Source organism: Leclercia sp. S52 (genome assembly GCF_039727615.1).
In the GTDB taxonomy this organism is placed as follows: domain Bacteria; phylum Pseudomonadota; class Gammaproteobacteria; order Enterobacterales; family Enterobacteriaceae; genus Enterobacter; species Enterobacter adecarboxylatus_B.
The window spans coordinates 3,461,076-3,482,851 of sequence record NZ_CP152474.1 but is presented as its reverse complement, the minus strand read 5'-3'; the positions used below and the strand labels follow the sequence as shown (position 1 = coordinate 3,482,851).

Sequence of the window (21,776 nt, the reverse complement as noted above, 5' to 3'; positions counted from 1 at the left end):
AATTAACCAGAAAGGAACTCCCGATGAAATCGCTGCGTTTACTGTTATGCGCGCTTCCCGTTGTCCTGACGGGCTGTTCAACGCTCTCCGCCGTGAACTGGTCTGCGGCTTACCCCTGGAACTGGTTCGGGTCGTCCACCGAAGTGACCGAGCAGGGCGTGGGCAATCTCACCGCCGCCACGCCGCTGGAACAGAGCGCTATCGAATCGGCGCTGGGCGGTGATTACCGTCTGCGCAGCGGCATGAAAACGCAAAACGGCACCATCGTGCACTACTTTGAAGCGCTGAAAGATGACCAGCTGGCGCTGGTGATTAACGGTGATAAATCCAGCGTCGGGCGCATTGAGGTGCTGGACCCCGGGATCGAAACTGAAAAAGGGGTAAAGGTCGGTACGCCGTTCAGCGACCTGTATCAGAAAGCCTACGGCAACTGCGTCAGCGTGCCGGGTGACGACAGCGTAACGGTGGAGTGTAAGGCCGACGGCAGCCAGCATATCAGCTACCAGTTCAGCGGATCCTGGAGCGGCCCGGACGGGTTAATGCCGTCCGACGACACGCTGAAGAACTGGAAAATCAGCAAAATTATCTGGCAGCAGTAAATTGCGCCTGGACAAGCCGCCTCGCTGAAAAAGCGGGTATAATCGCCGCCAACAATGCCACGACGTCGTGGCATCTTTTTTTTCAGGAGGAGCGATGTCTCAGGTTCAGAGTGGCATTTTGCCAGAACATTGCCGCGCGGCGATTTGGATCGAAGCCAATGTCAAAGGGGATATCGATTCCCTGCGTGCGGCCAGCAAAGTTTTTATCGATAAACTGGCCACCTTCCAGGTCAAATTCCCGGACGCCCATTGCGGCGCGGTGGTGGCCTTTGGTCACGACGTCTGGCGTCAGCTGAGCGGCGGGGAAGGGGCCGAAGAGCTGAAGGATTTTGTCCCTTATGGCAAAGGTCTGGCTCCGGCCACCCAGTACGACGTGCTGATCCACATTCTCTCCCTGCGTCACGACGTGAACTTCTCCATTGCCCAGGCCGCGATGGCCGCCTTTGGCGACTGCGTTGAGGTTAAAGAAGAGATCCACGGTTTCCGCTGGGTGGAAGAGCGCGATCTGAGCGGCTTCGTTGACGGTACCGAAAACCCGGCAGGGGATGAAGTGCGTCGTGACGTGGCGGTGATCAAAGAGGGCGTGGACGCGGGCGGCAGCTACGTGTTCGTTCAGCGCTGGGAGCACAACCTCAAACAGCTTAACCGCATGAGCGTTCACGATCAGGAGATGATGATTGGCCGCACCAAAGAGGCCAACGAGGAGATCGACGGCGACGACCGCCCGGCCACGTCTCACCTGAGCCGTGTGGATCTGAAAGAGGACGGCAAAGGGCTGAAGATTGTGCGCCAGAGCCTGCCGTACGGCACCGCCAGCGGTACGCACGGTCTCTACTTCTGCGCCTACTGCGCGCGTCTGTATAACATCGAACAGCAGCTGCTGAGCATGTTCGGGGATACCGACGGCAAACGTGACGCCATGCTGCGCTTCACGAAACCGGTGACCGGCGGCTACTATTTTGCGCCGTCCGTTGAGCGTCTGCTGGCACTGTAATTGCCTTTCTCCCTCTCCCTGTGGGAGAGGGGTGGGGTGACGGCATCAGGCCGCACCCTTATTCCCTTTTCTGCTTGCAAATCACCAAACGGTATATAAAACCGTTACTCCTTTAGTACTCGTTATAAATATGATGACCCTAAGAAAATCTTCACAACGCTTAGGGTGCGCAATGGCCGTTACTGTACTGAAAAAAGGATCTCTGATGCTGGCAGCTTCAGTGTTGCTGGTCGCTCAGGCGCAGGCAACCGAGCTGCTGAACAGCTCTTACGACGTCTCCCGCGAGCTGTTTGCCGCCCTGAACCCGCCGTTTGAACAGCAGTGGGCAAAAGACAATAACGGCGACAAGCTGACCATCAAACAGTCTCACGCCGGTTCCTCCAAACAGGCGCTGGCGATCCTGCAGGGGCTGAAAGCGGATGTGGTGACCTACAACCAGATTACCGATGTGCAGATCCTGCACGACAAAGGCAAGCTGATCCCGGCCGACTGGCAGAGCCGCCTGCCGAACAGCAGTTCGCCGTTCTACTCCACCATGGGCTTCCTGGTACGTAAGGGCAATCCGAAGAACATTCACGACTGGAACGACCTTGTGCGTTCTGACGTTAAGCTGATTTTCCCGAACCCGAAAACCTCCGGCAACGCCCGCTATACCTACCTGGCAGCCTGGGGCGCAGCGGACAAAGCTGACGGTGACGATAAAGCGAAAACCGAACAGTTCATGACCCAGTTCCTGAAAAACGTCGAAGTGTTTGATACCGGCGGCCGCGGTGCGACCACCACCTTCGCGGAGCGCGGTCTGGGCGATGTGCTGATCAGCTTTGAATCCGAAGTGAACAATATCCGTAAACAGTATGAAGCCCAGGGCTTTGAAGTGGTTATCCCGAAAACCAACGTGCTGGCGGAGTTCCCGGTCGCCTGGGTGGATAAAAACGTCGAAGCCAACGGAACAGAGAAAGCAGCGAAAGCCTATCTGAACTATCTCTACAGCCCGCAGGCGCAGACCGTGATCACCGATTACTACTATCGCGTGAATAACCCGGACGTGATGAACAAGCTGAAAGACAAGTTCCCGCAGACCGAGCTGTTCCGCGTGGAAGACCATTTTGGCTCCTGGCCTGAGGTGATGAAAACGCACTTTGCCAGCGGCGGTGAGTTAGACAAACTGTTGGCGGCGGGGCGTAAGTAATGTTTGCAGTTTCCTCCAGACGTGTGCTGCCGGGCTTTACCTTAAGTCTCGGAACCAGCCTGCTGTTCGTCTGTCTGATTTTGTTATTACCGCTCAGCGCGCTGGTGGTCCAGCTCTCTGAGATGAGCTGGTCCCAGTACTGGGAAGTGATCAGCAACCCGCAGGTGGTGGCGGCCTATAAGGTGACGCTGCTGTCGGCCTTTGTCGCCTCCATCTTCAACGGCGTGTTCGGCCTGCTGATGGCGTGGATCTTAACCCGCTACCGCTTCCCGGGCCGCACGCTGCTGGATGCGCTGATGGACCTGCCGTTTGCGCTGCCTACCGCGGTGGCCGGTTTAACCCTGGCCTCGCTGTTCTCGGTGAACGGCTTTTACGGCGAGTGGCTGGCGAAGTTTGATATCAAAGTGACCTACACCTGGCTCGGCATTGCCGTGGCGATGGCCTTTACCAGCATCCCGTTTGTGGTGCGTACCGTGCAGCCGGTGCTGGAGGAGTTAGGTCCGGAATACGAAGAAGCGGCAGAAACTCTCGGCGCGACGCGCTGGCAGAGCTTCCGCAAAGTGGTCATGCCGGAACTCTCTCCGGCGCTGCTGGCGGGGGTGGCGCTGTCGTTCACCCGTAGCCTCGGCGAGTTCGGTGCGGTCATCTTTATCGCTGGTAATATCGCGTGGAAAACGGAAGTCACCTCGCTGATGATTTTTATCCGTTTACAGGAGTTTGATTATCCGGCGGCGAGCGCCATTGCCTCGGTGATCCTCGCAGCGTCGCTGCTGCTGCTGTTCTCAATTAACACTCTGCAAAGTCGCTTTGGTCGACGCGTGGTAGGTCACTGATGGCGGAAATCACTCAATTGAAACGCTACGACGCGCCCCGCATTAACTGGGGAAAATGGCTGCTGATTGGCACCGGCGTGCTGGTATCGGCCTTCATTCTGGTCGTGCCGATGCTGTACATCTTTGTCCAGGCGTTCAGCAAGGGGATTATGCCCGCGCTGCAAAACCTGGCCGACCCGGACATGCTGCATGCAATCTGGCTGACGGTCATGATCGCACTCATTACCGTGCCGGTGAACCTGGTGTTTGGCATCCTGCTGGCCTGGCTGGTGACGCGCTTTGACTTCCCGGGTCGGCAGCTGCTGCTGACCCTGCTGGATATTCCGTTTGCGGTGTCGCCGGTGGTGGCCGGTCTGGTCTATCTGCTGTTCTACGGCTCCAACGGTCCGCTGGGCGGCTGGCTGGATGAACATAACTTACAGATCATGTTCGCCTGGCCGGGCATGGTGCTGGTGACGGTCTTTGTGACCTGTCCGTTTGTGGTGCGTGAGCTGGTGCCGGTGATGCTCAGCCAGGGCAGCCATGAGGACGAAGCGGCGGTACTGTTGGGCGCCTCGGGCTGGCAGATGTTCCGCCGCGTGACCCTGCCAAACATCCGCTGGGCGCTGCTGTATGGTGTGGTGCTGACCAACGCCCGTGCGATTGGTGAGTTTGGCGCGGTGTCGGTGGTTTCCGGCTCGATCCGCGGCGAAACCCTGTCGCTGCCGTTACAAATTGAATTGCTGGAGCAGGACTATAACTCCGTCGGTTCCTTTACCGCCGCAGCCCTGCTGACGCTGATGGCTATTTTGACCCTGTTTTTAAAGAGTATGGTGCAGTGGCGTTTAGAGAATCAGGCCAAACGCCAGCATCAGGAGGGAAATCATGAGCATTGAGATTGCCAATATTAAGAAGTCCTTTGGTCGCACCCAGGTGCTGAACGATATCTCGCTGGATATCCCTTCCGGACAAATGGTGGCGCTGCTGGGGCCCTCTGGCTCCGGTAAAACCACGCTGCTGCGTATTATCGCCGGCCTGGAGCATCAGACCAGCGGGCATATCCGTTTCCACGGCACCGACGTCAGCCGCCTGCACGCGCGCGATCGTAAGGTGGGCTTTGTGTTCCAGCATTACGCCCTGTTCCGCCATATGACGGTGTTCGACAACATCGCCTTCGGCCTGACGGTGCTGCCGCGTCGTGAACGTCCGGACGCTGCCACCATCAAAGCGAAAGTGACTAAGCTGCTGGAGATGGTGCAGCTGGCGCACCTGGCGGACCGTTATCCGGCCCAGCTCTCCGGTGGACAGAAACAGCGCGTGGCGCTGGCCCGTGCCCTGGCGGTTGAGCCGCAGATCCTGCTGCTGGATGAACCCTTCGGCGCGCTGGATGCTCAGGTGCGTAAAGAGCTGCGTCGCTGGCTGCGTCAGCTGCACGAAGAGCTGAAATTCACCAGCGTCTTCGTCACCCACGATCAGGAAGAGGCGATGGAAGTAGCCGACCGGGTGGTGGTGATGAGTCAGGGGAATATCGAACAGGTCGATGAGCCAGAACAGCTCTGGCGCGAACCGGCTACCCGCTTTGTGCTGGAATTTATGGGCGAAGTAAACCGCCTGCACGGCACCGTTCGCGGCGGCCAGTTCCACGTCGGAGCCCATCGCTGGCCGCTGGGCTACACCCCAGGCTATCAGGGCCCGGTGGATCTCTTCCTGCGCCCGTGGGAAGTGGACGTCAGCCGTCGCACCAGCCTCGACTCGCCGCTGCCGGTTCAGGTACTCGAAGCCAGTCCGAAAGGTCACTACACTCAAATGGTGGTTCAGCCGCTCGGCTGGTATGACGAACCGCTGACGGTGGTGATGCGCGACGAGGAGCCGCCATACCGTGGCGAACGTCTGTTTGTCGGCCTGCAACATGCGCGCATTTATCACGATAAGGATCGCATCGAGACGCGGGGAGATCTTGCTCTGGCGGAATCTGCCTGATAGGTTAAGTCCACGTAGTTTTGCCGGGTGGCGCTGCGCTTACCCGGCCTACAATATGCTCTCTGTAGGCCCGGTAAGCGTAAGCGCCACCGGGCTTTTTATTGGACAGCGATCATGAACACATTAGAACAAACCATCGGCAACACCCCTCTGATCAAACTGCAGCGCATGGGGCCGGACAACGGCAGCGAAATCTGGATCAAACTGGAGGGCAACAACCCGGCGGGTTCGGTCAAAGACCGTGCCGCTCTGTCGATGATTGTCCAGGCGGAAAAGCGCGGTGAAATCAAACCCGGCGATGTGCTGATCGAGGCGACCAGCGGTAACACCGGCATTGCGCTGGCGATGATTGCCGCCCTCAAAGGCTATCGCATGAAGCTGCTGATGCCGGACAACATGAGCCAGGAGCGCCGTGCCGCGATGCTGGCTTATGGCGCCGAGCTCATTCTGGTGAGCAAAGAGCAGGGGATGGAAGGGGCCCGCGATCTGGCCCTTGAGATGGCGAACCGCGGCGAAGGCAGGCTGCTGGATCAGTTCAACAACCCCGATAACCCTTACGCGCATTACACCACCACCGGCCCGGAAATCTGGCAGCAGACCGCAGGCCGCATCACCCATTTCGTCTCCAGTATGGGCACTACCGGCACCATCACCGGCGTCTCCCGCTTTCTGCGCGAGCAGGAAAAGGCGGTCACCATTGTCGGCCTGCAGCCCGAAGAGGGCAGCAGCATCCCGGGTATTCGCCGCTGGCCTGCAGAGTACATGCCGGGGATCTTTAATGCCTCGCTTGTGGACCAGGTGCTGGATATTCATCAGCGCGAGGCGGAAAATACCATGCGTGAACTGGCCGTGCGCGAAGGGGTCTTCTGCGGCGTCAGTTCTGGCGGCGCGGTAGCTGGCGCCCTGCGTGTTGCCGCGGCAACGCCGGGGGCTGTGGTGGTGGCGATTATCTGCGATCGCGGCGATCGCTACCTGTCTACCGGCGTGTTTGGTGAGGAGAGCTATGCGCAGGGCGCAGGGATCTAAAGGCTATGGAAATGATTTTATTCCGGGACAAAACCCGGGCGCAGCAGACCGATATTGTGGCAGTGCAGTCCCAGGTGGTGTACGGCAGCGTCGGTAACAGCATTGCAGTGCCCAATATTCGCCAGCATCACCTCAACGTGACGGCGATCCCGACGGTGCTGTTCAGCAATACCCCGCACTACGACACCTTTTACGGCGGGGTAATTCCCGACGAATGGTTCAGCGGCTACCTGAAAGCGCTGGACGAGCGCGACGTGCTGCGCGAGCTCAAAGCGGTCACTACCGGCTATATGGGCAGTGTCAGCCAGATTGCCCTGCTGGCGGAGTGGCTACGTGCGGTAAAGGCGCAGCATCCTGATGTGCTGATCCTGGTGGACCCGGTGATTGGTGACACCGACAGCGGGACCTACGTCAAACCGGAGATCCCGGAAGCCTATCGCCAGCACCTGCTGCCGCTGGCGCAGGGAATTACCCCGAACGTCTACGAGCTGGAAGTCCTCAGCGGCAAATCGTGCCGGGACAACGCCAGCGCCATTGCTGCTGCCAGAGGGCTGCTTTCCGATACTCTGCAGTGGGTGGCAATAACCAGCGCGCCGGTTGCCGGTGATGCTGACAGCATCCACGTGGTGCTGGTCTCTCACGACAACGTGACGGTCAGCGCTCATCCACGCATCCAGGCCGATCTGAAAGGCACCGGGGATCTGTTCTGCTCTGAGCTGGTGAGCGCTCTGGTACAGCGCGAAAGCGTGGCCGCGGCGATAAGCCGGGCAGGGGACAGGGTGACGCAGGTAATGCAGCACACCCAGGAAAAAGGTTACGACGAGCTGGTTCTGCCGGCCTGACAAACGAAAATGGCGCCCGAAGGCGCCATTTTTCTGTGCGGCAAGAAATTACTTCTTGATGCGGATAACCGGGGTTTCACCCACGGTAACGCTGCCGGACAGTTTGATCAGTTCTTTGATTTCGTCCATGTTGGAGATAACAACCGGAGTCAGGGTAGACTTGGCTTTCTCTTCCAGCAGTGGCAGATCGAATTCAATAACCGGGTCGCCAACTTTAACGCGCTGGCCTTCTTCAGCGATACGCTTGAAGCCTTCGCCTTTCAGCTCGACGGTGTCGATACCGAAGTGAACGAACAGCTCAATACCGCTATCAGATTCAATAGAAAATGCGTGGTTGGTTTCAAAAATCTTACCGATGGTACCATCAACCGGTGCAACCATTTTGTTACCGGTCGGTTTGATAGCAATGCCATCACCAACAATTTTCTCTGCAAACACGACATCCGGCACGTCTTCGATATTGACGATTTCACCAGACAGCGGAGCAACGATCTCAATAGTTCCGGTGTCGCTGTTGCCTTTGTCACCGAACAGTTTACTAAATAACCCCATTAGCCATCTCTCCTAAGCAGTAAATTGGGCCGCATCTCGTGGATTAGCAGATTGTTTTTTCTTCAATGAACTTGTTAACCAGCGTCATTAACTCGTCCGTTGTCGGTTGAGCAAGAGCCTGCTCTGCTAATACCTTCGCATCTTCGAAGTTCGTGTTACGGATAATCTTCTTGATGCGAGGGATGGAAATGGCGCTCATTGAGAACTCGTCCAGACCCATACCCAGCAACAGAAGTGTAGCACGTTCGTCGCCTGCAAGCTCACCACACATACCAGTCCATTTGCCTTCGGCATGAGAAGCATCAATAACTTGCTTGATAAGCGTCAGCACGGACGGTGACATTGGCTGGTAAAGATGTGAAATCATATCATTACCACGGTCAACTGCCAGGGTGTACTGGGTTAAATCGTTGGTACCAATACTAAAGAAATCGACTTCTTTCGCTAAATGACGGGCAATCGTTGCTGCGGCTGGGGTTTCCACCATGACGCCAACTTCGATTGCTTCGTCGAAGGCTTTACCTTCGTCGCGCAGTTCCTGTTTGTAGATTTCGATCTCTTTCTTCAGTGCACGCACTTCTTCAACAGAGATGATCATCGGGAACATGATGCGCAGTTTACCGAAAGCGGAAGCACGCAGGATGGCACGAACCTGGTCACGCAGGATCTCTTTACGATCCATGGCGATACGCACTGCACGCCAGCCCAGGAACGGGTTCTCTTCTTTCGGGAAGTTCATGTATGGCAGCTCTTTGTCGCCGCCGATGTCCATGGTACGGACGATAACCGCCTGTGAGCCGCATGCTTCAGCAACCGCTTTATAAGCAGCAAACTGCTCTTCTTCGGTTGGCAGGGCGTCACGGTCCATGAACAGGAATTCGGTACGGTACAGGCCTACACCTTCTGCGCCGTTGCGCTCTGCGCCATCAACGTCACGCACGGTACCGATGTTGGCACAGACTTCAACCTGATGACCATCCAGCGTGATAGCCGGCAGATCTTTCAGTTTCGCCAGTTCGGCTTTCTCGGTCGCAACCTGTTCCTGAACGGCACGCAGCTGTTCGATTTGCTCGTTGGTTGGGTTGACGTAAACCAGATTGTTTACGGCATCCAGAATCAGATAGTCGTCGTTTTTAACCTGAGAGGTGACGCTACCGGTACCCACGATGGCAGGCAGTTCCAGAGAACGCGCCATGATAGAGGTGTGGGAGGTGCGGCCACCGGCGTCAGTAATGAAACCCAGCACCTTGTTCAGGTTCAGCTGTGCGGTTTCTGACGGGGTCAGGTCAGCAGCAACCAGGATTACTTCATCCTGAATCGCGCTCAGATCGATGATGGCCAGGCCGAGGATGTTGCGCAGCAGGCGCTTACCGATATCACGCACGTCAGCCGCACGCTCTTTCAGGTATTCATCGTCCAGCTCTTCCAGGGCAGTCGCCTGACCTTCGATAACTTCATGGGCAGCCGCGTCGGCCGTCATGCCTTTATCTTTAATCAGGGCTATGATTTCCTGCTCCAGCTCCTCATCTTCGAGCAACATGATGTGCCCTTCGAAGATGGCTTCTTTTTCTTCACCGAAAGTTTCGCCAGCTTTAGTTTTGATCGTTTCCAGCTGCGCAGATGCTTTTGCACGGCCACTCAGAAAACGTTCAACTTCCTGATTTACCTTATCAGCAGAAATTTTTTTCCGGTCGATGACGATCTCGTCTTCTTTCAGCAGCAGTGCTTTGCCGAAAGCGATACCCGGGGATGCTAAAATGCCTGAAATCATAACCCTACCTTACTTGTGACTGATTTTTACAAAGAACCCGGAAACTTACTCGAGCTCAGCCATCAGTTTTACCAGATGCTCAACTGCTTTCTGCTCGTCTTCGCCTTCTGCGGAGATGGTCACAACAGTGCCCTGAGTCAGACCCAGAGTCTGCAGTTTGAACAGGCTTTTTGCGCTGGCGCTTTTGCCGTTGGAAGTCACAGTGATCTCAGAAGTGAAGCCTTTCGCTTCTTTAACAAACTGAGCAGCAGGGCGGGTGTGCAGACCGTTCGGAGCGGTAATGGTAACTTCTTGCTGGAACATTGTATTTCCCCAACTTATTGGTTTAGTGTTGTGGAACTAAAGTCTAGCCTGGCGGCAGGACTTTAGCCTGTATTGTTAGCACCGGCTTAACGGCACGAGGCACAGATGTGTCAAACGTATTCCGGTACTGGCATGTCAGGCTGCTGACGTCTCGTTCGACATTAAACATTATGCCGCGAAAGCAAGACTTGAACCAAATCATAAAATCGATTCAGCAGCGGGAATTCGTGTATCGATTAATTTCGAGCTTCAAAATAATTGTCAGCTTAAATACCAGAGCTAACAGGGTGAAGCAATGCCAGACGAGATAAAACTTTGAAGCAGGCCACAAAAAAAGCACCCGGATGGGTGCTTTTTTTACGCGATATTTACATTCTGGCACTACTGTTGCAATTCTTTCTCTGTGAAGAGATCGGCAAACAGTGCAGTACTTAAATAACGCTCACCCGAGGATGGAAGAATAACCACGATATTCTTATTGGTAAAGGTTTCATCTTCGAGTAATTGCAGCGCCGCGGCTACAGCAGCACCGGAAGAGATCCCGGCCAGGATACCTTCTTCTTCCATCAGACGACGGGCGGTAGAGATGGCTTCATCGTTAGTGATAGCCACGACTTTATCAATCAGTTTCAGATCCAGGTTGCCCGGAATGAAGCCTGCACCGATACCCTGAATTTTATGCGGGCCAGGTTTCAGCTCTTCACCGGCCAGCGCCTGAGCAATGACCGGGGAGTCGGTTGGCTCAACGGCAACGGTAATCAGATCTTTTTTACCTTTTGTGCCTTTAATATAGCGAGACACGCCGGTCAGCGTGCCGCCGGTACCCACGCCAGAAATAAAGACATCAACCTGACCGTCGGTATCTTCCCAGATTTCCGGGCCGGTGGTCTTCTCGTGAATTTCCGGGTTAGCCGGGTTGCTGAACTGCTGGAGCAGCAGATATTTTGCCGGATCGCTGGCAACAATTTCTTCAGCTTTCTGGATAGCGCCCTTCATCCCTTTTGCGCCTTCGGTTAACACCAGGTTCGCACCCAGCGCTTTCAGCAGCTTACGACGTTCAATACTCATGGTTTCTGGCATGGTCAGCGTCAGCTTGTAACCGCGTGCGGCGGCGACGTAGGCCAGAGCAATACCGGTGTTACCGCTGGTTGGCTCAACCAGCTCAACGCCCGGTTTCAACACGCCACGCTTTTCCGCATCCCAAATCATATTGGCACCGATACGGCATTTTACGCTGAAGCTTGGGTTACGAGATTCTACCTTCGCCAGAATGCGTCCATTACCGATACGGTTCAGTCGAACCAGGGGCGTGTGACCGATAGTCAGCGAGTTGTCTTCAAAAATCTTACTCATGGCCTGTCCTTAACTGTTTGAAATTGGGATACCGACCCAGCATACCTGTTGAATAAGTATGGGGAAGTAAGGAATTCGCATATCTATATGCTGCGTGGAAATAATGGGGATCAGTATGGAATAAGGGATGGCATAAGCCATCCCTCGTTTACACATTTTTGCATTATTTCCATAAGGCGTGTTTATCACGGTAACAGTCGACCCACATCGCCGTTGCGCCGCAAACCGCAACCGGCATGATGAACAGGTTCAGGAACGGGATCATGGTGAACAGGCTGGTAAGCGCGCCAAACTGCATATTGATCATTTTGCGGGCACGCAGGGAGGTACGCATCTCTTTGAACGGGACTTTGTGGTTATCGAACGGGTAGTCGCAATACTGGATTGCCAGCATCCACGCGCTGAACAGGAACCAGAGCACCGGGGCAACCGTCTGCCCGATACCCGGGATAAAGTAGAGGATCAGCAACACGATGGCGCGAGGCAGGTACCAGGCGAACTTCTGCCATTCACGCTTCATAATGCGCGGCAGATCTTTCATGATGCCCAGCACGCCGGTGTCCGGCGGCGTAGCCCCCGTCAGCCGCGCTTCCAGCTGTTCTGCCAGCAGGCCGTTAAAGGGCGCGGCTATCCAGTTCGCCAGGGTTGAGAAGAAGTAGCCGAACACCAACAACACCGAGACGATCGCTACTGGCCACAGCAGGTAGCTCAGCCACTGCAGCCAGTCGGGGACGTGGCTCATGAGCGCCGGGATCCAGGTGTCCAGGCGGGTAAACAGCCACCAGAAGGCACCTCCCATCAGCAGAATGTTAATCAGCAGCGGGAGGATCACAAAGCGCCGGATGCCCGGCAGCGAAACCAGTTTCCAGCCCTGAGAAAAGTACCAGACGCCGCTGCGGGGAGGGGAAGATGTTGATGAAACCATAACCAGGTTGAGCTCCTTTTATCACAACCAGTAAAGTTGCCTGCCTATATTAGCCAGTTGCGGCGCGTTGACCAGTTCGGAAATGTTCGAAAAAACAGCAAAAAGCACGATTTAGTTCATCTTTATGCTGCGAATGCTCCGCATACACTTGCACTTGACGTAATCGGCAAATACTCTTAGTGAGTAAATGTTTGCCGTGGTGGCAAGGTGTTAGAACAACAGAGAATATAATGATGCAGGATTTGCGTCTGATATTAATCATTGTTGGCGCGATCGCCATAATCGCTTTACTGGTACATGGTTTCTGGACCAGCCGTAAAGAGCGCTCTTCTATGTTTCGCGATCGCCCACTGAAGCGCATGAAGTCTACTCGTGACGACGATAGCGATGACGATATCGAAGAAACGGAAGACGAGGGTGTGGGTGAAGTACGCGTTCATCGGGCCAATACTGCGCCCGGCGCAGGCCATGGGGAGCAAGAAGCGCCTCGTCAGCCTCCGCAGCATCAGTACCAGCCGCCTTACGCATCTGCTCAGCCACGTCCCGCTGCGCCGCAGCCGGTGGTCGAGCCGGTACACCAGCCGCAACCGCAGCAGCATGAGCCTGTGCGCCAGCAACCGGTGCAGCAACCCCAGTATGCCGCTCAGCCTGAACCGCAGCCGGTCGTGCAGCAGGCGCCTCAGCCTGTCGCTTCCGCGCCGCAGCCGCAGCCGGCCCCCGCGCCTGCACCTGTTGTCGAGCCGGAGCCGGTCGTCGAATCTGCGCCAGTGGTTGAAAAGCCGCAGCGTAAAGAGACGGTCATTGTCATGAGCGTGGCGGCCCATCATGGCACCACGATTAATGGCGAAGTGCTGCTCAACAGCATCCACCAGGCGGGCTTTAAATATGGCGATATGAATATCTTCCATCGCCATCTGAGCCCGGACGGGAGCGGCCCTTCGCTGTTCAGCCTGGCAAACATGGTTAACCCGGGCACCTTTGATCCGGAGATGACCGGTGATTTCACCACCCCGGGCATTACCATCTTTATGCAGGTGCCGTCTTATGGCGATGAACTGCAAAACTTCAAGCTGATGCTGCAGTCTGCTCAGCATATCGCGGACGAAGTTGGCGGTATGGTGCTCGACGATCAGCGTCGAATGATGACGCCGCAGAAACTGCGCGAGTATCAGGACCGCATCCGCGAAGTTAAAGAAGCTAACGCGTAAACTTCCGCGTTTTGTTTCACACCTCCTCAACCCCCGCATGTCGGGGGGTTTTTCTCATTAATGGTGCGACACATGGACTCAATCGAACAACAACTTACCGAACTGCGAACCACGCTTCGCCACCATGAATATCTCTATCATGTGATGGATGCGCCCGAAGTACCGGACGCGGAATATGACCGTTTGATGCGTGAACTGCGCGAGCTGGAAGCGCAGCGTCCCGATTTAATTACCCCGGACTCACCCACCCAGCGTGTCGGCGCTGCGCCGCTGGCCTTTTTCAGCCAGGTGCGTCATGAAGTGCCGATGCTGTCGCTCGATAACGTCTTCGATGAAGAGAGCTTCCTCGCCTTCAACAAGCGTGTTCAGGATCGCCTGAAGCAGACCGATGCCCTGAGCTGGTGCTGCGAGCTGAAGCTGGATGGTCTGGCCGTCAGCATTCTGTATGAAAACGGGGTGATGACCCGGGCAGCCACGCGCGGCGACGGCACCACCGGCGAAGACATTACCAGCAACGTGCGCACCATCCGCGCTATCCCGCTTAAGCTGCATGGCGAGAACATTCCGGCACGCCTGGAAGTGCGCGGGGAAGTGTTCCTGCCGCAGGCGGGCTTTGAAAAAATTAACGAAGAGGCGCGCCGCACCGGCGGAAAAATCTTCGCCAATCCGCGCAATGCTGCCGCAGGCTCGCTGCGCCAGCTGGACCCGCGCATTACCGCGAAGCGACCGCTGACCTTCTTCTGCTACGGCGTAGGCATCCTGGAGGGGGGCGAGCTGCCTGATACCCATCTGGGTCGCCTGCTGCAGTTTAAGGCCTGGGGGCTACCGGTCAGTAACCGTGTCCAGCTGTGCGACTCCCCGGAAGCGGTACTGGCATTTTATCGCCAGGTCGAAGCCGATCGTCCTGTGCTGGGCTTTGATATCGACGGGGTGGTGATCAAAGTCAACTCCCTCGCGCTGCAGGAACAGCTGGGCTTTGTCGCCCGCGCGCCGCGCTGGGCGGTCGCCTTTAAGTTCCCGGCCCAGGAGCAGATGACTTTCGTGCGCGACGTGGAGTTCCAGGTGGGGCGTACCGGGGCGATAACGCCGGTTGCGCGTCTGGAGCCCGTCCAGGTCGCCGGGGTGCTGGTCAGCAATGCGACCCTGCATAACGCCGATGAGATCGACCGACTTGGGCTGCGTATCGGCGATAAAGTGGTTATCCGCCGCGCCGGGGACGTGATCCCGCAGGTGGTTAACGTGGTGGAGTCAGAACGTCCCGAGGATACGCGCGCGGTCGAATTCCCGACCCACTGTCCGGTGTGCGGTTCAGACGTTGAGCGCGTCGAAGGCGAGGCCGTGGCCCGCTGTACCGGCGGTTTAGTCTGCGGCGCCCAGCGCAAAGAGTCTCTGAAGCACTTCGTCTCACGCCGGGCGATGGACGTCGACGGCATGGGCGACAAAATCATCGACCAGCTGGTGGAGAAAGAGTACGTTCATACGCCAGCTGACCTGTTCCGCCTGACGCCAGGTAAGCTGACCGGGCTGGATCGCATGGGGCCAAAATCCGCGCAGAACGTGGCCGACGCGCTGGAAAAATCCAAAGACACCACCTTTGCCCGTTTCCTCTACGCGCTCGGTATCCGCGAAGTAGGGGAGGCGACCGCGGCAGGGCTGGCGGCGTACTTTGGTACGCTGGAGGCGCTAGAGAAAGCCACCATTGACGAGCTGCAAAAGGTGCCGGACGTCGGCATCGTGGTGGCGACTCACGTCTTTAACTTCTTCTCGGAAGAGAGCAACCGCGAGGTTATTGGCCAGCTGCTTAATGAAGGCATTCGCTGGCCGGCGCCGCAGGTGATCAATGCCGAAGAGATCGACAGCCCGTTCGCCGGGAAGACGGTGGTGCTGACCGGCAGCCTGAGCCAGCTCTCACGCGATGACGCCAAAGCGCGTCTGGTGGCGCTGGGGGCTAAAGTGGCTGGCAGCGTGTCGAAGAAAACCGACCTGGTGATTGCCGGTGAAGCGGCGGGCTCCAAGCTGGCGAAGGCGCAGGAGCTGGGGATTGACGTCATTGATGAAGCAGAGATGCTGCGTCTGTTAGGAGAGTAACGTGGATAAAGCGCAGCTTATCGAGATAGCCAATACCGAGATGCCGTTCGGTAAGTACAAAGGCCGTCGGCTGATTGATGTGCCGGAAGAGTATTTGCTGTGGTTTGCCCGTAAGGATGAGTTTCCTGCCGGGCATCTTGGCGAGCTGATGGCGCTCACGTTACTGATTAAAACCGAAGGACTGACCCAGCTGGTTCAGCCCCTGCGTCGTCCTTAAACCTTTGCCGTGCGGGCCTGCTCCCGGGCCTGCAACTCATCGGTCTGGCGTTTGTAGCGACGCGCCATGACCGCGCAAATCATGAGCTGCAGCTGGTGGAAGATCATCAGCGGCAGCACCATCATCCCAATCACCGAAGTCGGAAACAGAATGTTGGCCATCGGGATCCCGTTTGCCAGGCTCTTTTTCGAACCGCAGAAGACAATGGTAATTTCATCGGCTTTGTTGAACCCGAAGCGGCGCGCGGCAAACACGTTGATAGCAATGACGAGTGCCAGAAGAACCAGGCTCACCACCACGATAAACAGCAGCGACCCGACCCCGACTTTATGCCAGATGCCATTGACCACGGCTTCGCTGAAGGCGGAGTAAACCACCAGCAGAATCGATGATTGATCGGTTTTGGCAATCCACTTCTTATGCTTCGCCACAAAGGCTCCGATCCACGGACGGGAAAGATGCCCCAGCACAAACGGCAGCAGCAACTGCAGCATGATTTTACCCACCTGCTCCAGACTGCCTTCCGCCCCGTGCATGTCCATCACCAGCCCAACCAGCAGCGGCGAGAGGAAAATCCCCAGCAGGCTGGAGGCAGACGCCGAGCAAACGGCTGCCGCCACGTTGCCACCCGCCATCGACGTAAAGGCGATCGCTGACTGCACCGTGGCGGGCAAAATGCAGAGATACAGGAAGCCGGTATAGAGTGCCGGGTCGACGTTGACCGGCGCCCACCAGGCAAAAAGCACACCCAGCACCGGGAAGAGGACAAAGGTGCTGCACATTACCCACAGATGCAGTCGCCAGTGGCTACCGCCTGAGATAATCGCTTCCCGGGAGAGTTTTGCCCCGTGCATAAAGAACAGCAGCGCGATGGCGGCGGTGGTGAGACCTTCAAAAAAGGGCACAAAGCCACCCCGGGCGGGGAAGAAGGAGGCGAGCAGAACAACGACGATAAGGGTGATGGTGAACGGATCGAGAATACGAAAAAGTTTCATAAACACTCCTGAAATCAGATAGCGCTATTGTGCTTTCTTCCTTTTGAGAAATAAAATTGATTTATTACATCTATTCATGAGTAAAACAGATGAATTACTCGTTACGACAGTTGCGTGTTTTTGTCACAGTCGCGCAGGCGAAAAGTTTTAGCCGTGCAGGTGAGATTATCGGCCTGAGCCAGTCGGCGGTCAGCCACAGCGTGAAAGAGCTGGAGCAGCAGACCGGCGTGCGGCTGATCGACAGAACTACTCGGGAAGTGATGCTGACGGAGGCGGGCCATCAGCTGGCGGCCCGGCTGGAGCGGATCCTCGATGAGCTCTCAAGCACTCTGCGGGACGTGGGGCGGGTAGGGCAGCAGCTCTCCGGAACGGTACGCGTGGCCGCCAGCCAGACCATTTCAGCGCATCTTATTCCGCACTGCATCGCGCAAAGTAATCACCAGTACCCGGATATTAATTTTGTGCTGCACGACCGACCGCAGCAGTGGGTGCTGGAGAGCATCCGCCAGGGGGAGGTGGATTTCGGGATTGTTATTGATCCGGGGCCGGTCAGCGATCTCGAGTGCGAAGAGGTGCTTTCGGAGCCCTTTTTGCTGCTCTGTCGTGATGACGATCCCCTTGCCGCCCGGGAGCAGGTCACCTGGCAGGCGCTGCAGGGGGGCAAAGCTGGTATTACAGGATTACGCTTCCGGCAGCCGGCCGCTGATTGATGCGGCCCTTGCAGAACAGCAGGTGAGGGCGACGATCGTGCAGGAGATTGGGCATCCCGCGACGCTCTTTCCGATGGTGGAAGCCGGAATCGGCATCAGCGTCCTTCCGGCGCTGGCGCTGCCGTTGCCCCAGGGGGAGCCGCTTAACGGTCAAACGCTTCACACCGATCGTCGAGCGCAAGCTGATGCTGGTTCGCCGCAAGAATCGCTCGCTGTCAGGGGCGGCACAGGCGCTGTGGGAGGTGGTGCGTATGCAGGCGCAGCGGCTGACCGAGGCCCGCATACGGGATCCCCTGTTTACTTCCGGGGAACGTTAAACGTAGATATCAATCTGGTGATCGGCAGACGGGGAGTTAACGCCTTCCACTTTCCCCTGCTGTTTATCCTGCTTCTGCTGCGCTTCTTCTGCCTGACGGCGCTGCAACTGCTCCAGCTGCGCCTGCAGCATTCTGATCTGCGCCTGCAGCAGGTCCTGCTGGGTCTGTTTCTCTTCAGCCGTGCCGCTGCCGTTGGCAACGTCTTTCAGCTGTTTGGTCAGTTTAGTGATTTGCGAGGTCAGGCGGCTGATCTGCGACGCAATGTCGCTGCCACCCGCGCTGCTGCTGCCGCTGCTTTGGGTCTGTACGGACGGTGTGGATGTCTGAATGGTTGTCATATCGATAGTCTCTTGCCAAATAAGAGATATCGGCAGGGAATAGAAGTACTTGAGTACACCTACCTGTATTGGCAGGAATAGCAGATAGCAAAAAGGCGCCTTTAGGGCGCCTTTTTACATTGGTGGGTCGTGCAGGATGACTCGCTTCGCTCGCCCTTCGGGCCGTCGCCGTACGGCTCCGGTGCCTCACTGCGTTCGGCTCGAACCTGCTGCAGGTTCGAATCGTCCATATCGCAGATAGCAAAAAGGCGCCTTTAGGGCGCCTTTTTACATTGGTGGGTCGTGCAGGATTCGAACCTGCGACCAATTGATTAAAAGTCAACTGCTCTACCAACTGAGCTAACGACCCGAAATGGTGGGCGATGACGGGCTCGAACCGCCGACCCCCCTCCGTGTAAAGGAGATGCTCTACCAACTGAGCTAATCGCCCATTTCGGAACTGCTATCGATAAGGTGAGAATGGTGGGCGATGACGGGCTCGAACCGCCGACCCCCCTCCGTGTAAAGGAGATGCTCTACCAACTGAGCTAATCGCCCATTCTCAATTCTTATCTACACTGCGGCATCTATCGAAGTAGATGGTGGGTGATGACGGGCTCGAACCGCCGACCCCCTCCGTGTAAAGGAGATGCTCTACCAACTGAGCTAATCACCCCCGCTGTGTGGAGTCGCATTATAGGGAGAGTTGAAAATGAGTCAACGGCTTTTCTAAAGATTTTGTTCGTTCGTCGTAAAATTAAACAAAACGATCGCGAAAGCATCAGTGGCGCATGATTTCTAAACAAAAACGGCTATGAACAACGATCTGACAGCAACAAGATTGAGGAATCAGGCTGGAGTGATAGAATATTGCCCACTTTCGTTTCCAGGATATGCCGGTTGTCGGCATCTTTATCACTGTAAGGCCACTTCATGAAAATCAAAACTCGCTTCGCGCCAAGCCCGACCGGCTATCTGCACGTCGGCGGCGCGCGTACTGCTCTCTATTCCTGGCTGTTTGCTCGCAACCAGGGCGGTGAGTTTGTGCTGCGTATCGAAGACACCGATCTCGAACGCTCCACGCCGGAAGCAATCGAAGCCATTATGGATGGTATGAACTGGCTTAATCTGGAGTGGGATGAAGGCCCGTATTTCCAGACCAAACGTTTCGATCGCTACAATGCGGTTATTGATGAAATGCTTGAAGCGGGCACGGCATATAAGTGCTACTGCTCGAAAGAGCGTCTGGAAGCCCTGCGCGAAGAGCAGATGGCGAATAATGAAAAGCCACGTTACGACGGCCGCTGCCGCCACGATCATCAACATCACGCCGCGGACGAGCCGTGCGTGGTGCGTTTCGCAAACCCGCAGGAAGGTTCGGTCATCTTTGACGATCAGATCCGCGGCCCGATCGAATTCAGCAACCAGGAGCTGGACGATCTGATCATCCGCCGTACCGACGGTTCTCCAACCTATAACTTCTGCGTTGTGGTTGATGACTGGGATATGGCGATCACCCACGTGGTGCGTGGCGAAGACCACATCAACAACACCCCACGTCAGATCAACATCCTCAAAGCGCTGAATGCACCGGTTCCGGTTTATGCGCACGTGTCGATGATCAACGGCGACGACGGTAAAAAGCTGTCCAAACGTCATGGCGCAGTCAGCGTGATGCAGTACCGTGACGACGGCTATCTGCCGGAAGCACTGCTTAACTATCTGGTGCGTCTGGGCTGGTCCCACGGCGATCAGGAGATCTTCAGCCGTGAAGAGATGATCCAGCTCTTCACCCTGAGCGCGGTAGGGAAGTCTGCCAGTGCGTTCAATACCGATAAACTGCTGTGGCTGAACCATCACTACATCAATACCCTGCCGCCAGAGTACGTTGCGACCCAGCTGCAGTGGCATATTGAGCAGGCGAATATCGACACCCGCAACGGCCCACAGCTGGCCGACCTGATTAAACTGCTGGGTGAACGTTGTAAGACCCTGAAAGAGATCGCGGAAAACTGCCGCTACTTCTATGAAGAGTATGACGAGTTCGACGCCGACGCGGCGAAGAAGCACCTGCGTCCGGTTGCACGTCAGCCGCTGGAAGTGGTTCGCGACAAGCTGGCCGCCATTACCGACTGGAGCGCTGAGAATGTGCACCATGCCATTCAGGCGACGGCGGATGAGCTGGAAGTCGGGATGGGTAAAGTCGGCATGCCGCTGCGCGTAGCCGTGACCGGTGCCGGCCAGTCTCCGGCGCTGGACGTTACGGTCCACGCGATTGGCAAAACCCGCAGCGTGGCGCGTATCAACAGAGCGCTGGACTTTATTGCTGAGCGCGAAAGCCAGCAGTAATCAAATAGCTAAAAAACAAAACGGCAGGTTTCCCTGCCGTTTTTTATTCCTCTGGCTGATGAATGCTCAGCCGCATGAGAAAACCCTGTATCCCTTCCCGCGTAAGCAGCGTTTCAAGCCGCTCTTGCTCCGCTAAGGTCATATTCTCCAGCGCGTTGACGATCCCAGGCAGCACGGCAACGGGTTTCGCATCACCGTAGCTGGCCGCGGTCTCTGCCAGCTGGTAAAACGCCTGGCGTTTACGAATGGCCGGAATATTCATAATGTGCCCACGCACCTGCGCATCTATATGGATGAGGCGCGCCCGTCCACCTTTTACACCATTAATGCCTTCCGTCTTCCAGCCATTCTTGCGCACCCAGCGGTTTACGGTCTGCCTGGCGACACCCAGCGTCTCCGCCAGCTCCTCGGTGGTCATTTTGCTACGTAATTTTTTCATATCAGTTCTGATCGCGAATCCCTAAGCGTTGTAACAATCCGGTGATCCCTTCCCGGAGTAATAAAGAGGTCAGCTGTTTCTGCTCTGTCGGCGTCATCTCATTGGCCAGCGTTATTAGCAGGGCCTGCAGGGAGTTATCCGCCGGGGCTTCCGCTAATGTTGCCGCCTCCGGGGCACGACGCGCATTGCGTATAAATTCCCGTACTTTCTCATTAACATGGACCAGACGTGCCTTACCACCCTGAACGCCGGGTTTTGGCGACGTGGACCATCCCTCTTTACGCACCCATTTATTGATGGTCTGTCGGCTATAACCAGTGAGCCGGGCCAACTCTTCTGGCGTCATTCGTTCCTTGATCATGCAATTTCCTGAGTAAGAGTGTGGGTAATTAATGGTTCATTTTATAACACCGTTTTACTGGAAAACGTGACAAGATTAACTCATGGCTGCGAGCATCCTCGCAATGTGATTCATTTGCATGAATTTTCAGCGGTTGAACGCCAGAGTGAGAATTTGCCGTTGACACTCAGCAATGGAATTCATATTATGCCGCCCGTCAACACGACACGCTTTACGCGATGGGGCTATAGCTCAGCTGGGAGAGCGCTTGCATGGCATGCAAGAGGTCAGCGGTTCGATCCCGCTTAGCTCCACCAAACTCTGAACCCAACAGAGTCTGGTGCGTAAACAAAACTGTGGGGCTATAGCTCAGCTGGGAGAGCGCTTGCATGGCATGCAAGAGGTCAGCGGTTCGATCCCGCTTAGCTCCACCAAAATTTGAACCCTCGC

General features: G+C 56.3%; 21 protein-coding genes, 6 tRNA genes, 1 other RNA gene and 1 pseudogene. 15 read left to right on the top strand and 14 right to left on the bottom strand.

The genetic code is table 11. The features are described 5' to 3' along the window. Positions 1–23 precede the first annotated feature (23 nt). The 8 genes from AAHB66_RS16715 to pdxK all read left to right on the top strand — a co-directional run bounded on the left by AAHB66_RS16715 (position 24) and on the right by pdxK (position 7,442). Complete coding sequence (locus tag AAHB66_RS16715; protein ID WP_347113679.1) at positions 24–599, top strand: RpoE-regulated lipoprotein; 576 nt, start codon at positions 24–26, stop codon at positions 597–599. Positions 600–693: 94 nt separating this feature from the next. After that, a complete protein-coding gene (locus tag AAHB66_RS16710) occupies positions 694–1,593 on the top strand; it encodes a Dyp-type peroxidase (protein WP_347113677.1) in 900 nt (299 codons plus the stop codon). Positions 1,594–1,765: 172 nt separating this feature from the next. After that, complete coding sequence (locus AAHB66_RS16705; protein WP_347113676.1) at positions 1,766–2,782, top strand: sulfate ABC transporter substrate-binding protein; 1,017 nt, start codon at positions 1,766–1,768, stop codon at positions 2,780–2,782. After that, positions 2,782–3,615: a sulfate/thiosulfate ABC transporter permease CysT gene (gene cysT / locus AAHB66_RS16700; protein ID WP_347113675.1), complete on the top strand. Its 834-nt coding sequence runs from the start codon at positions 2,782–2,784 to the stop codon at positions 3,613–3,615. The genes AAHB66_RS16705 and cysT overlap by 1 nt, the downstream gene beginning before the upstream one ends. Continuing rightward, on the top strand, positions 3,615–4,490 hold the full coding sequence (cysW, locus tag AAHB66_RS16695) for a sulfate/thiosulfate ABC transporter permease CysW (RefSeq protein WP_347113674.1): 876 nt from the start codon (positions 3,615–3,617) through the stop codon (positions 4,488–4,490). The genes cysT and cysW overlap by 1 nt, the downstream gene beginning before the upstream one ends. Beyond that, on the top strand, positions 4,480–5,574 hold the full coding sequence (gene cysA, locus AAHB66_RS16690) for a sulfate/thiosulfate ABC transporter ATP-binding protein CysA (RefSeq protein ID WP_347113673.1): 1,095 nt from the start codon (positions 4,480–4,482) through the stop codon (positions 5,572–5,574). The genes cysW and cysA overlap by 11 nt, the downstream gene beginning before the upstream one ends. Before the next feature lie 114 nt (positions 5,575–5,688). Further along, on the top strand, positions 5,689–6,600 hold the full coding sequence (gene cysM, locus AAHB66_RS16685) for a cysteine synthase CysM (RefSeq protein WP_337014063.1): 912 nt from the start codon (positions 5,689–5,691) through the stop codon (positions 6,598–6,600). A 5-nt stretch (positions 6,601–6,605) separates the two neighbouring features. Next, positions 6,606–7,442 (top strand): pyridoxine/pyridoxal/pyridoxamine kinase, encoded by an 837-nt coding sequence (gene pdxK, locus AAHB66_RS16680; protein ID WP_347113672.1) that lies wholly within the window; start codon positions 6,606–6,608, stop codon positions 7,440–7,442. A 48-nt stretch (positions 7,443–7,490) separates the two neighbouring features. Here pdxK and crr read toward each other — a convergent pair whose 3' ends face one another. The 5 genes from crr to cysZ form a co-directional block, all read right to left on the bottom strand. Further along, on the bottom strand, positions 7,491–7,994 hold the full coding sequence (gene crr, locus AAHB66_RS16675; protein WP_032612978.1) for a PTS glucose transporter subunit IIA: 504 nt from the start codon (positions 7,992–7,994) through the stop codon (positions 7,491–7,493). Positions 7,995–8,037: 43 nt separating this feature from the next. After that, positions 8,038–9,765 (bottom strand): phosphoenolpyruvate-protein phosphotransferase PtsI, encoded by a 1,728-nt coding sequence (gene ptsI / locus AAHB66_RS16670; RefSeq protein ID WP_347113671.1) that lies wholly within the window; start codon positions 9,763–9,765, stop codon positions 8,038–8,040. Between the two features lie 45 nt (positions 9,766–9,810). Further along, entirely contained in the window at positions 9,811–10,068 is a 258-nt protein-coding gene (ptsH, locus tag AAHB66_RS16665; RefSeq protein WP_000487600.1) for a phosphocarrier protein Hpr, read from the bottom strand. 381 nt (positions 10,069–10,449) lie between these two features. Next, a complete protein-coding gene (gene cysK, locus AAHB66_RS16660) occupies positions 10,450–11,421 on the bottom strand; it encodes a cysteine synthase A (RefSeq protein ID WP_106994669.1) in 972 nt (323 codons plus the stop codon). A 163-nt stretch (positions 11,422–11,584) separates the two neighbouring features. Further along, positions 11,585–12,346, bottom strand: coding sequence for a sulfate transporter CysZ (gene cysZ / locus AAHB66_RS16655; protein ID WP_347113667.1), 762 nt, complete (start codon positions 12,344–12,346; stop codon positions 11,585–11,587). 230 nt (positions 12,347–12,576) lie between these two features. Here cysZ and zipA point away from each other — a divergent pair, with 230 nt between their 5' ends. The 3 genes from zipA (at position 12,577) to AAHB66_RS16640 (ending at position 15,859) form a co-directional block, all read left to right on the top strand. Beyond that, positions 12,577–13,554, top strand: coding sequence for a cell division protein ZipA (gene zipA / locus AAHB66_RS16650; protein ID WP_347113666.1), 978 nt, complete (start codon positions 12,577–12,579; stop codon positions 13,552–13,554). A gap of 72 nt (positions 13,555–13,626) precedes the next feature. Next, entirely contained in the window at positions 13,627–15,642 is a 2,016-nt protein-coding gene (ligA, locus tag AAHB66_RS16645; protein WP_347113664.1) for an NAD-dependent DNA ligase LigA, read from the top strand. A gap of 1 nt (position 15,643) precedes the next feature. Beyond that, positions 15,644–15,859 (top strand): DUF3820 family protein, encoded by a 216-nt coding sequence (locus AAHB66_RS16640; RefSeq protein WP_032612964.1) that lies wholly within the window; start codon positions 15,644–15,646, stop codon positions 15,857–15,859. Here the strand turns inward: AAHB66_RS16640 and AAHB66_RS16635 are convergent. After that, on the bottom strand, positions 15,856–16,854 hold the full coding sequence (locus AAHB66_RS16635; RefSeq protein ID WP_347113661.1) for a bile acid:sodium symporter family protein: 999 nt from the start codon (positions 16,852–16,854) through the stop codon (positions 15,856–15,858). The genes AAHB66_RS16640 and AAHB66_RS16635 overlap by 4 nt on opposite strands. Before the next feature lie 89 nt (positions 16,855–16,943). Here AAHB66_RS16635 and AAHB66_RS16630 point away from each other — a divergent pair. After that, positions 16,944–17,881, top strand: a pseudogene (locus tag AAHB66_RS16630) (LysR substrate-binding domain-containing protein). Here the strand turns inward: AAHB66_RS16630 and AAHB66_RS16625 are convergent. The 6 genes from AAHB66_RS16625 to AAHB66_RS16600 all read right to left on the bottom strand — a co-directional run bounded on the left by AAHB66_RS16625 (position 17,878) and on the right by AAHB66_RS16600 (position 18,874). Then, positions 17,878–18,219 carry a FlxA-like family protein gene (locus AAHB66_RS16625; protein ID WP_347113659.1) on the bottom strand — a complete coding sequence of 114 codons (342 nt, stop codon included), beginning with the start codon at positions 18,217–18,219 and terminating at the stop codon, positions 17,878–17,880. The pseudogene AAHB66_RS16630 and the gene AAHB66_RS16625 overlap by 4 nt on opposite strands. A gap of 120 nt (positions 18,220–18,339) precedes the next feature. After that, positions 18,340–18,463, bottom strand: a non-coding RNA gene (locus AAHB66_RS16620) — RtT sRNA. Positions 18,464–18,492: 29 nt separating this feature from the next. Further along, positions 18,493–18,568 (bottom strand) — tRNA-Lys (locus AAHB66_RS16615). A 4-nt stretch (positions 18,569–18,572) separates the two neighbouring features. Further along, a tRNA-Val gene (locus AAHB66_RS16610) sits at positions 18,573–18,649 on the bottom strand. 30 nt (positions 18,650–18,679) lie between these two features. Beyond that, positions 18,680–18,756, bottom strand: a tRNA-Val gene (locus AAHB66_RS16605). A gap of 42 nt (positions 18,757–18,798) precedes the next feature. Next, positions 18,799–18,874: transfer RNA gene (locus AAHB66_RS16600), tRNA-Val, on the bottom strand. Between the two features lie 257 nt (positions 18,875–19,131). On the opposite strand from AAHB66_RS16600, the gene gltX reads away from it, so the two are divergent. After that, on the top strand, positions 19,132–20,547 hold the full coding sequence (gene gltX / locus AAHB66_RS16595; protein ID WP_106994676.1) for a glutamate--tRNA ligase: 1,416 nt from the start codon (positions 19,132–19,134) through the stop codon (positions 20,545–20,547). Positions 20,548–20,590: 43 nt separating this feature from the next. Here the strand turns inward: gltX and AAHB66_RS16590 are convergent, their stop codons facing one another. Both AAHB66_RS16590 and AAHB66_RS16585 read right to left on the bottom strand, forming a co-directional pair. Beyond that, a complete protein-coding gene (locus tag AAHB66_RS16590) occupies positions 20,591–20,986 on the bottom strand; it encodes a YfeC-like transcriptional regulator (protein ID WP_347113657.1) in 396 nt (131 codons plus the stop codon). 1 nt (position 20,987) lies between these two features. Next, positions 20,988–21,347 carry a YfeC-like transcriptional regulator gene (locus tag AAHB66_RS16585; protein ID WP_347113656.1) on the bottom strand — a complete coding sequence of 120 codons (360 nt, stop codon included), beginning with the start codon at positions 21,345–21,347 and terminating at the stop codon, positions 20,988–20,990. 220 nt (positions 21,348–21,567) lie between these two features. Between AAHB66_RS16585 and AAHB66_RS16580 the strand changes: the two genes are divergently transcribed. Then, positions 21,568–21,643 (top strand) — tRNA-Ala (locus AAHB66_RS16580). A 41-nt stretch (positions 21,644–21,684) separates the two neighbouring features. After that, positions 21,685–21,760: transfer RNA gene (locus tag AAHB66_RS16575), tRNA-Ala, on the top strand. Positions 21,761–21,776 lie beyond the last annotated feature (16 nt).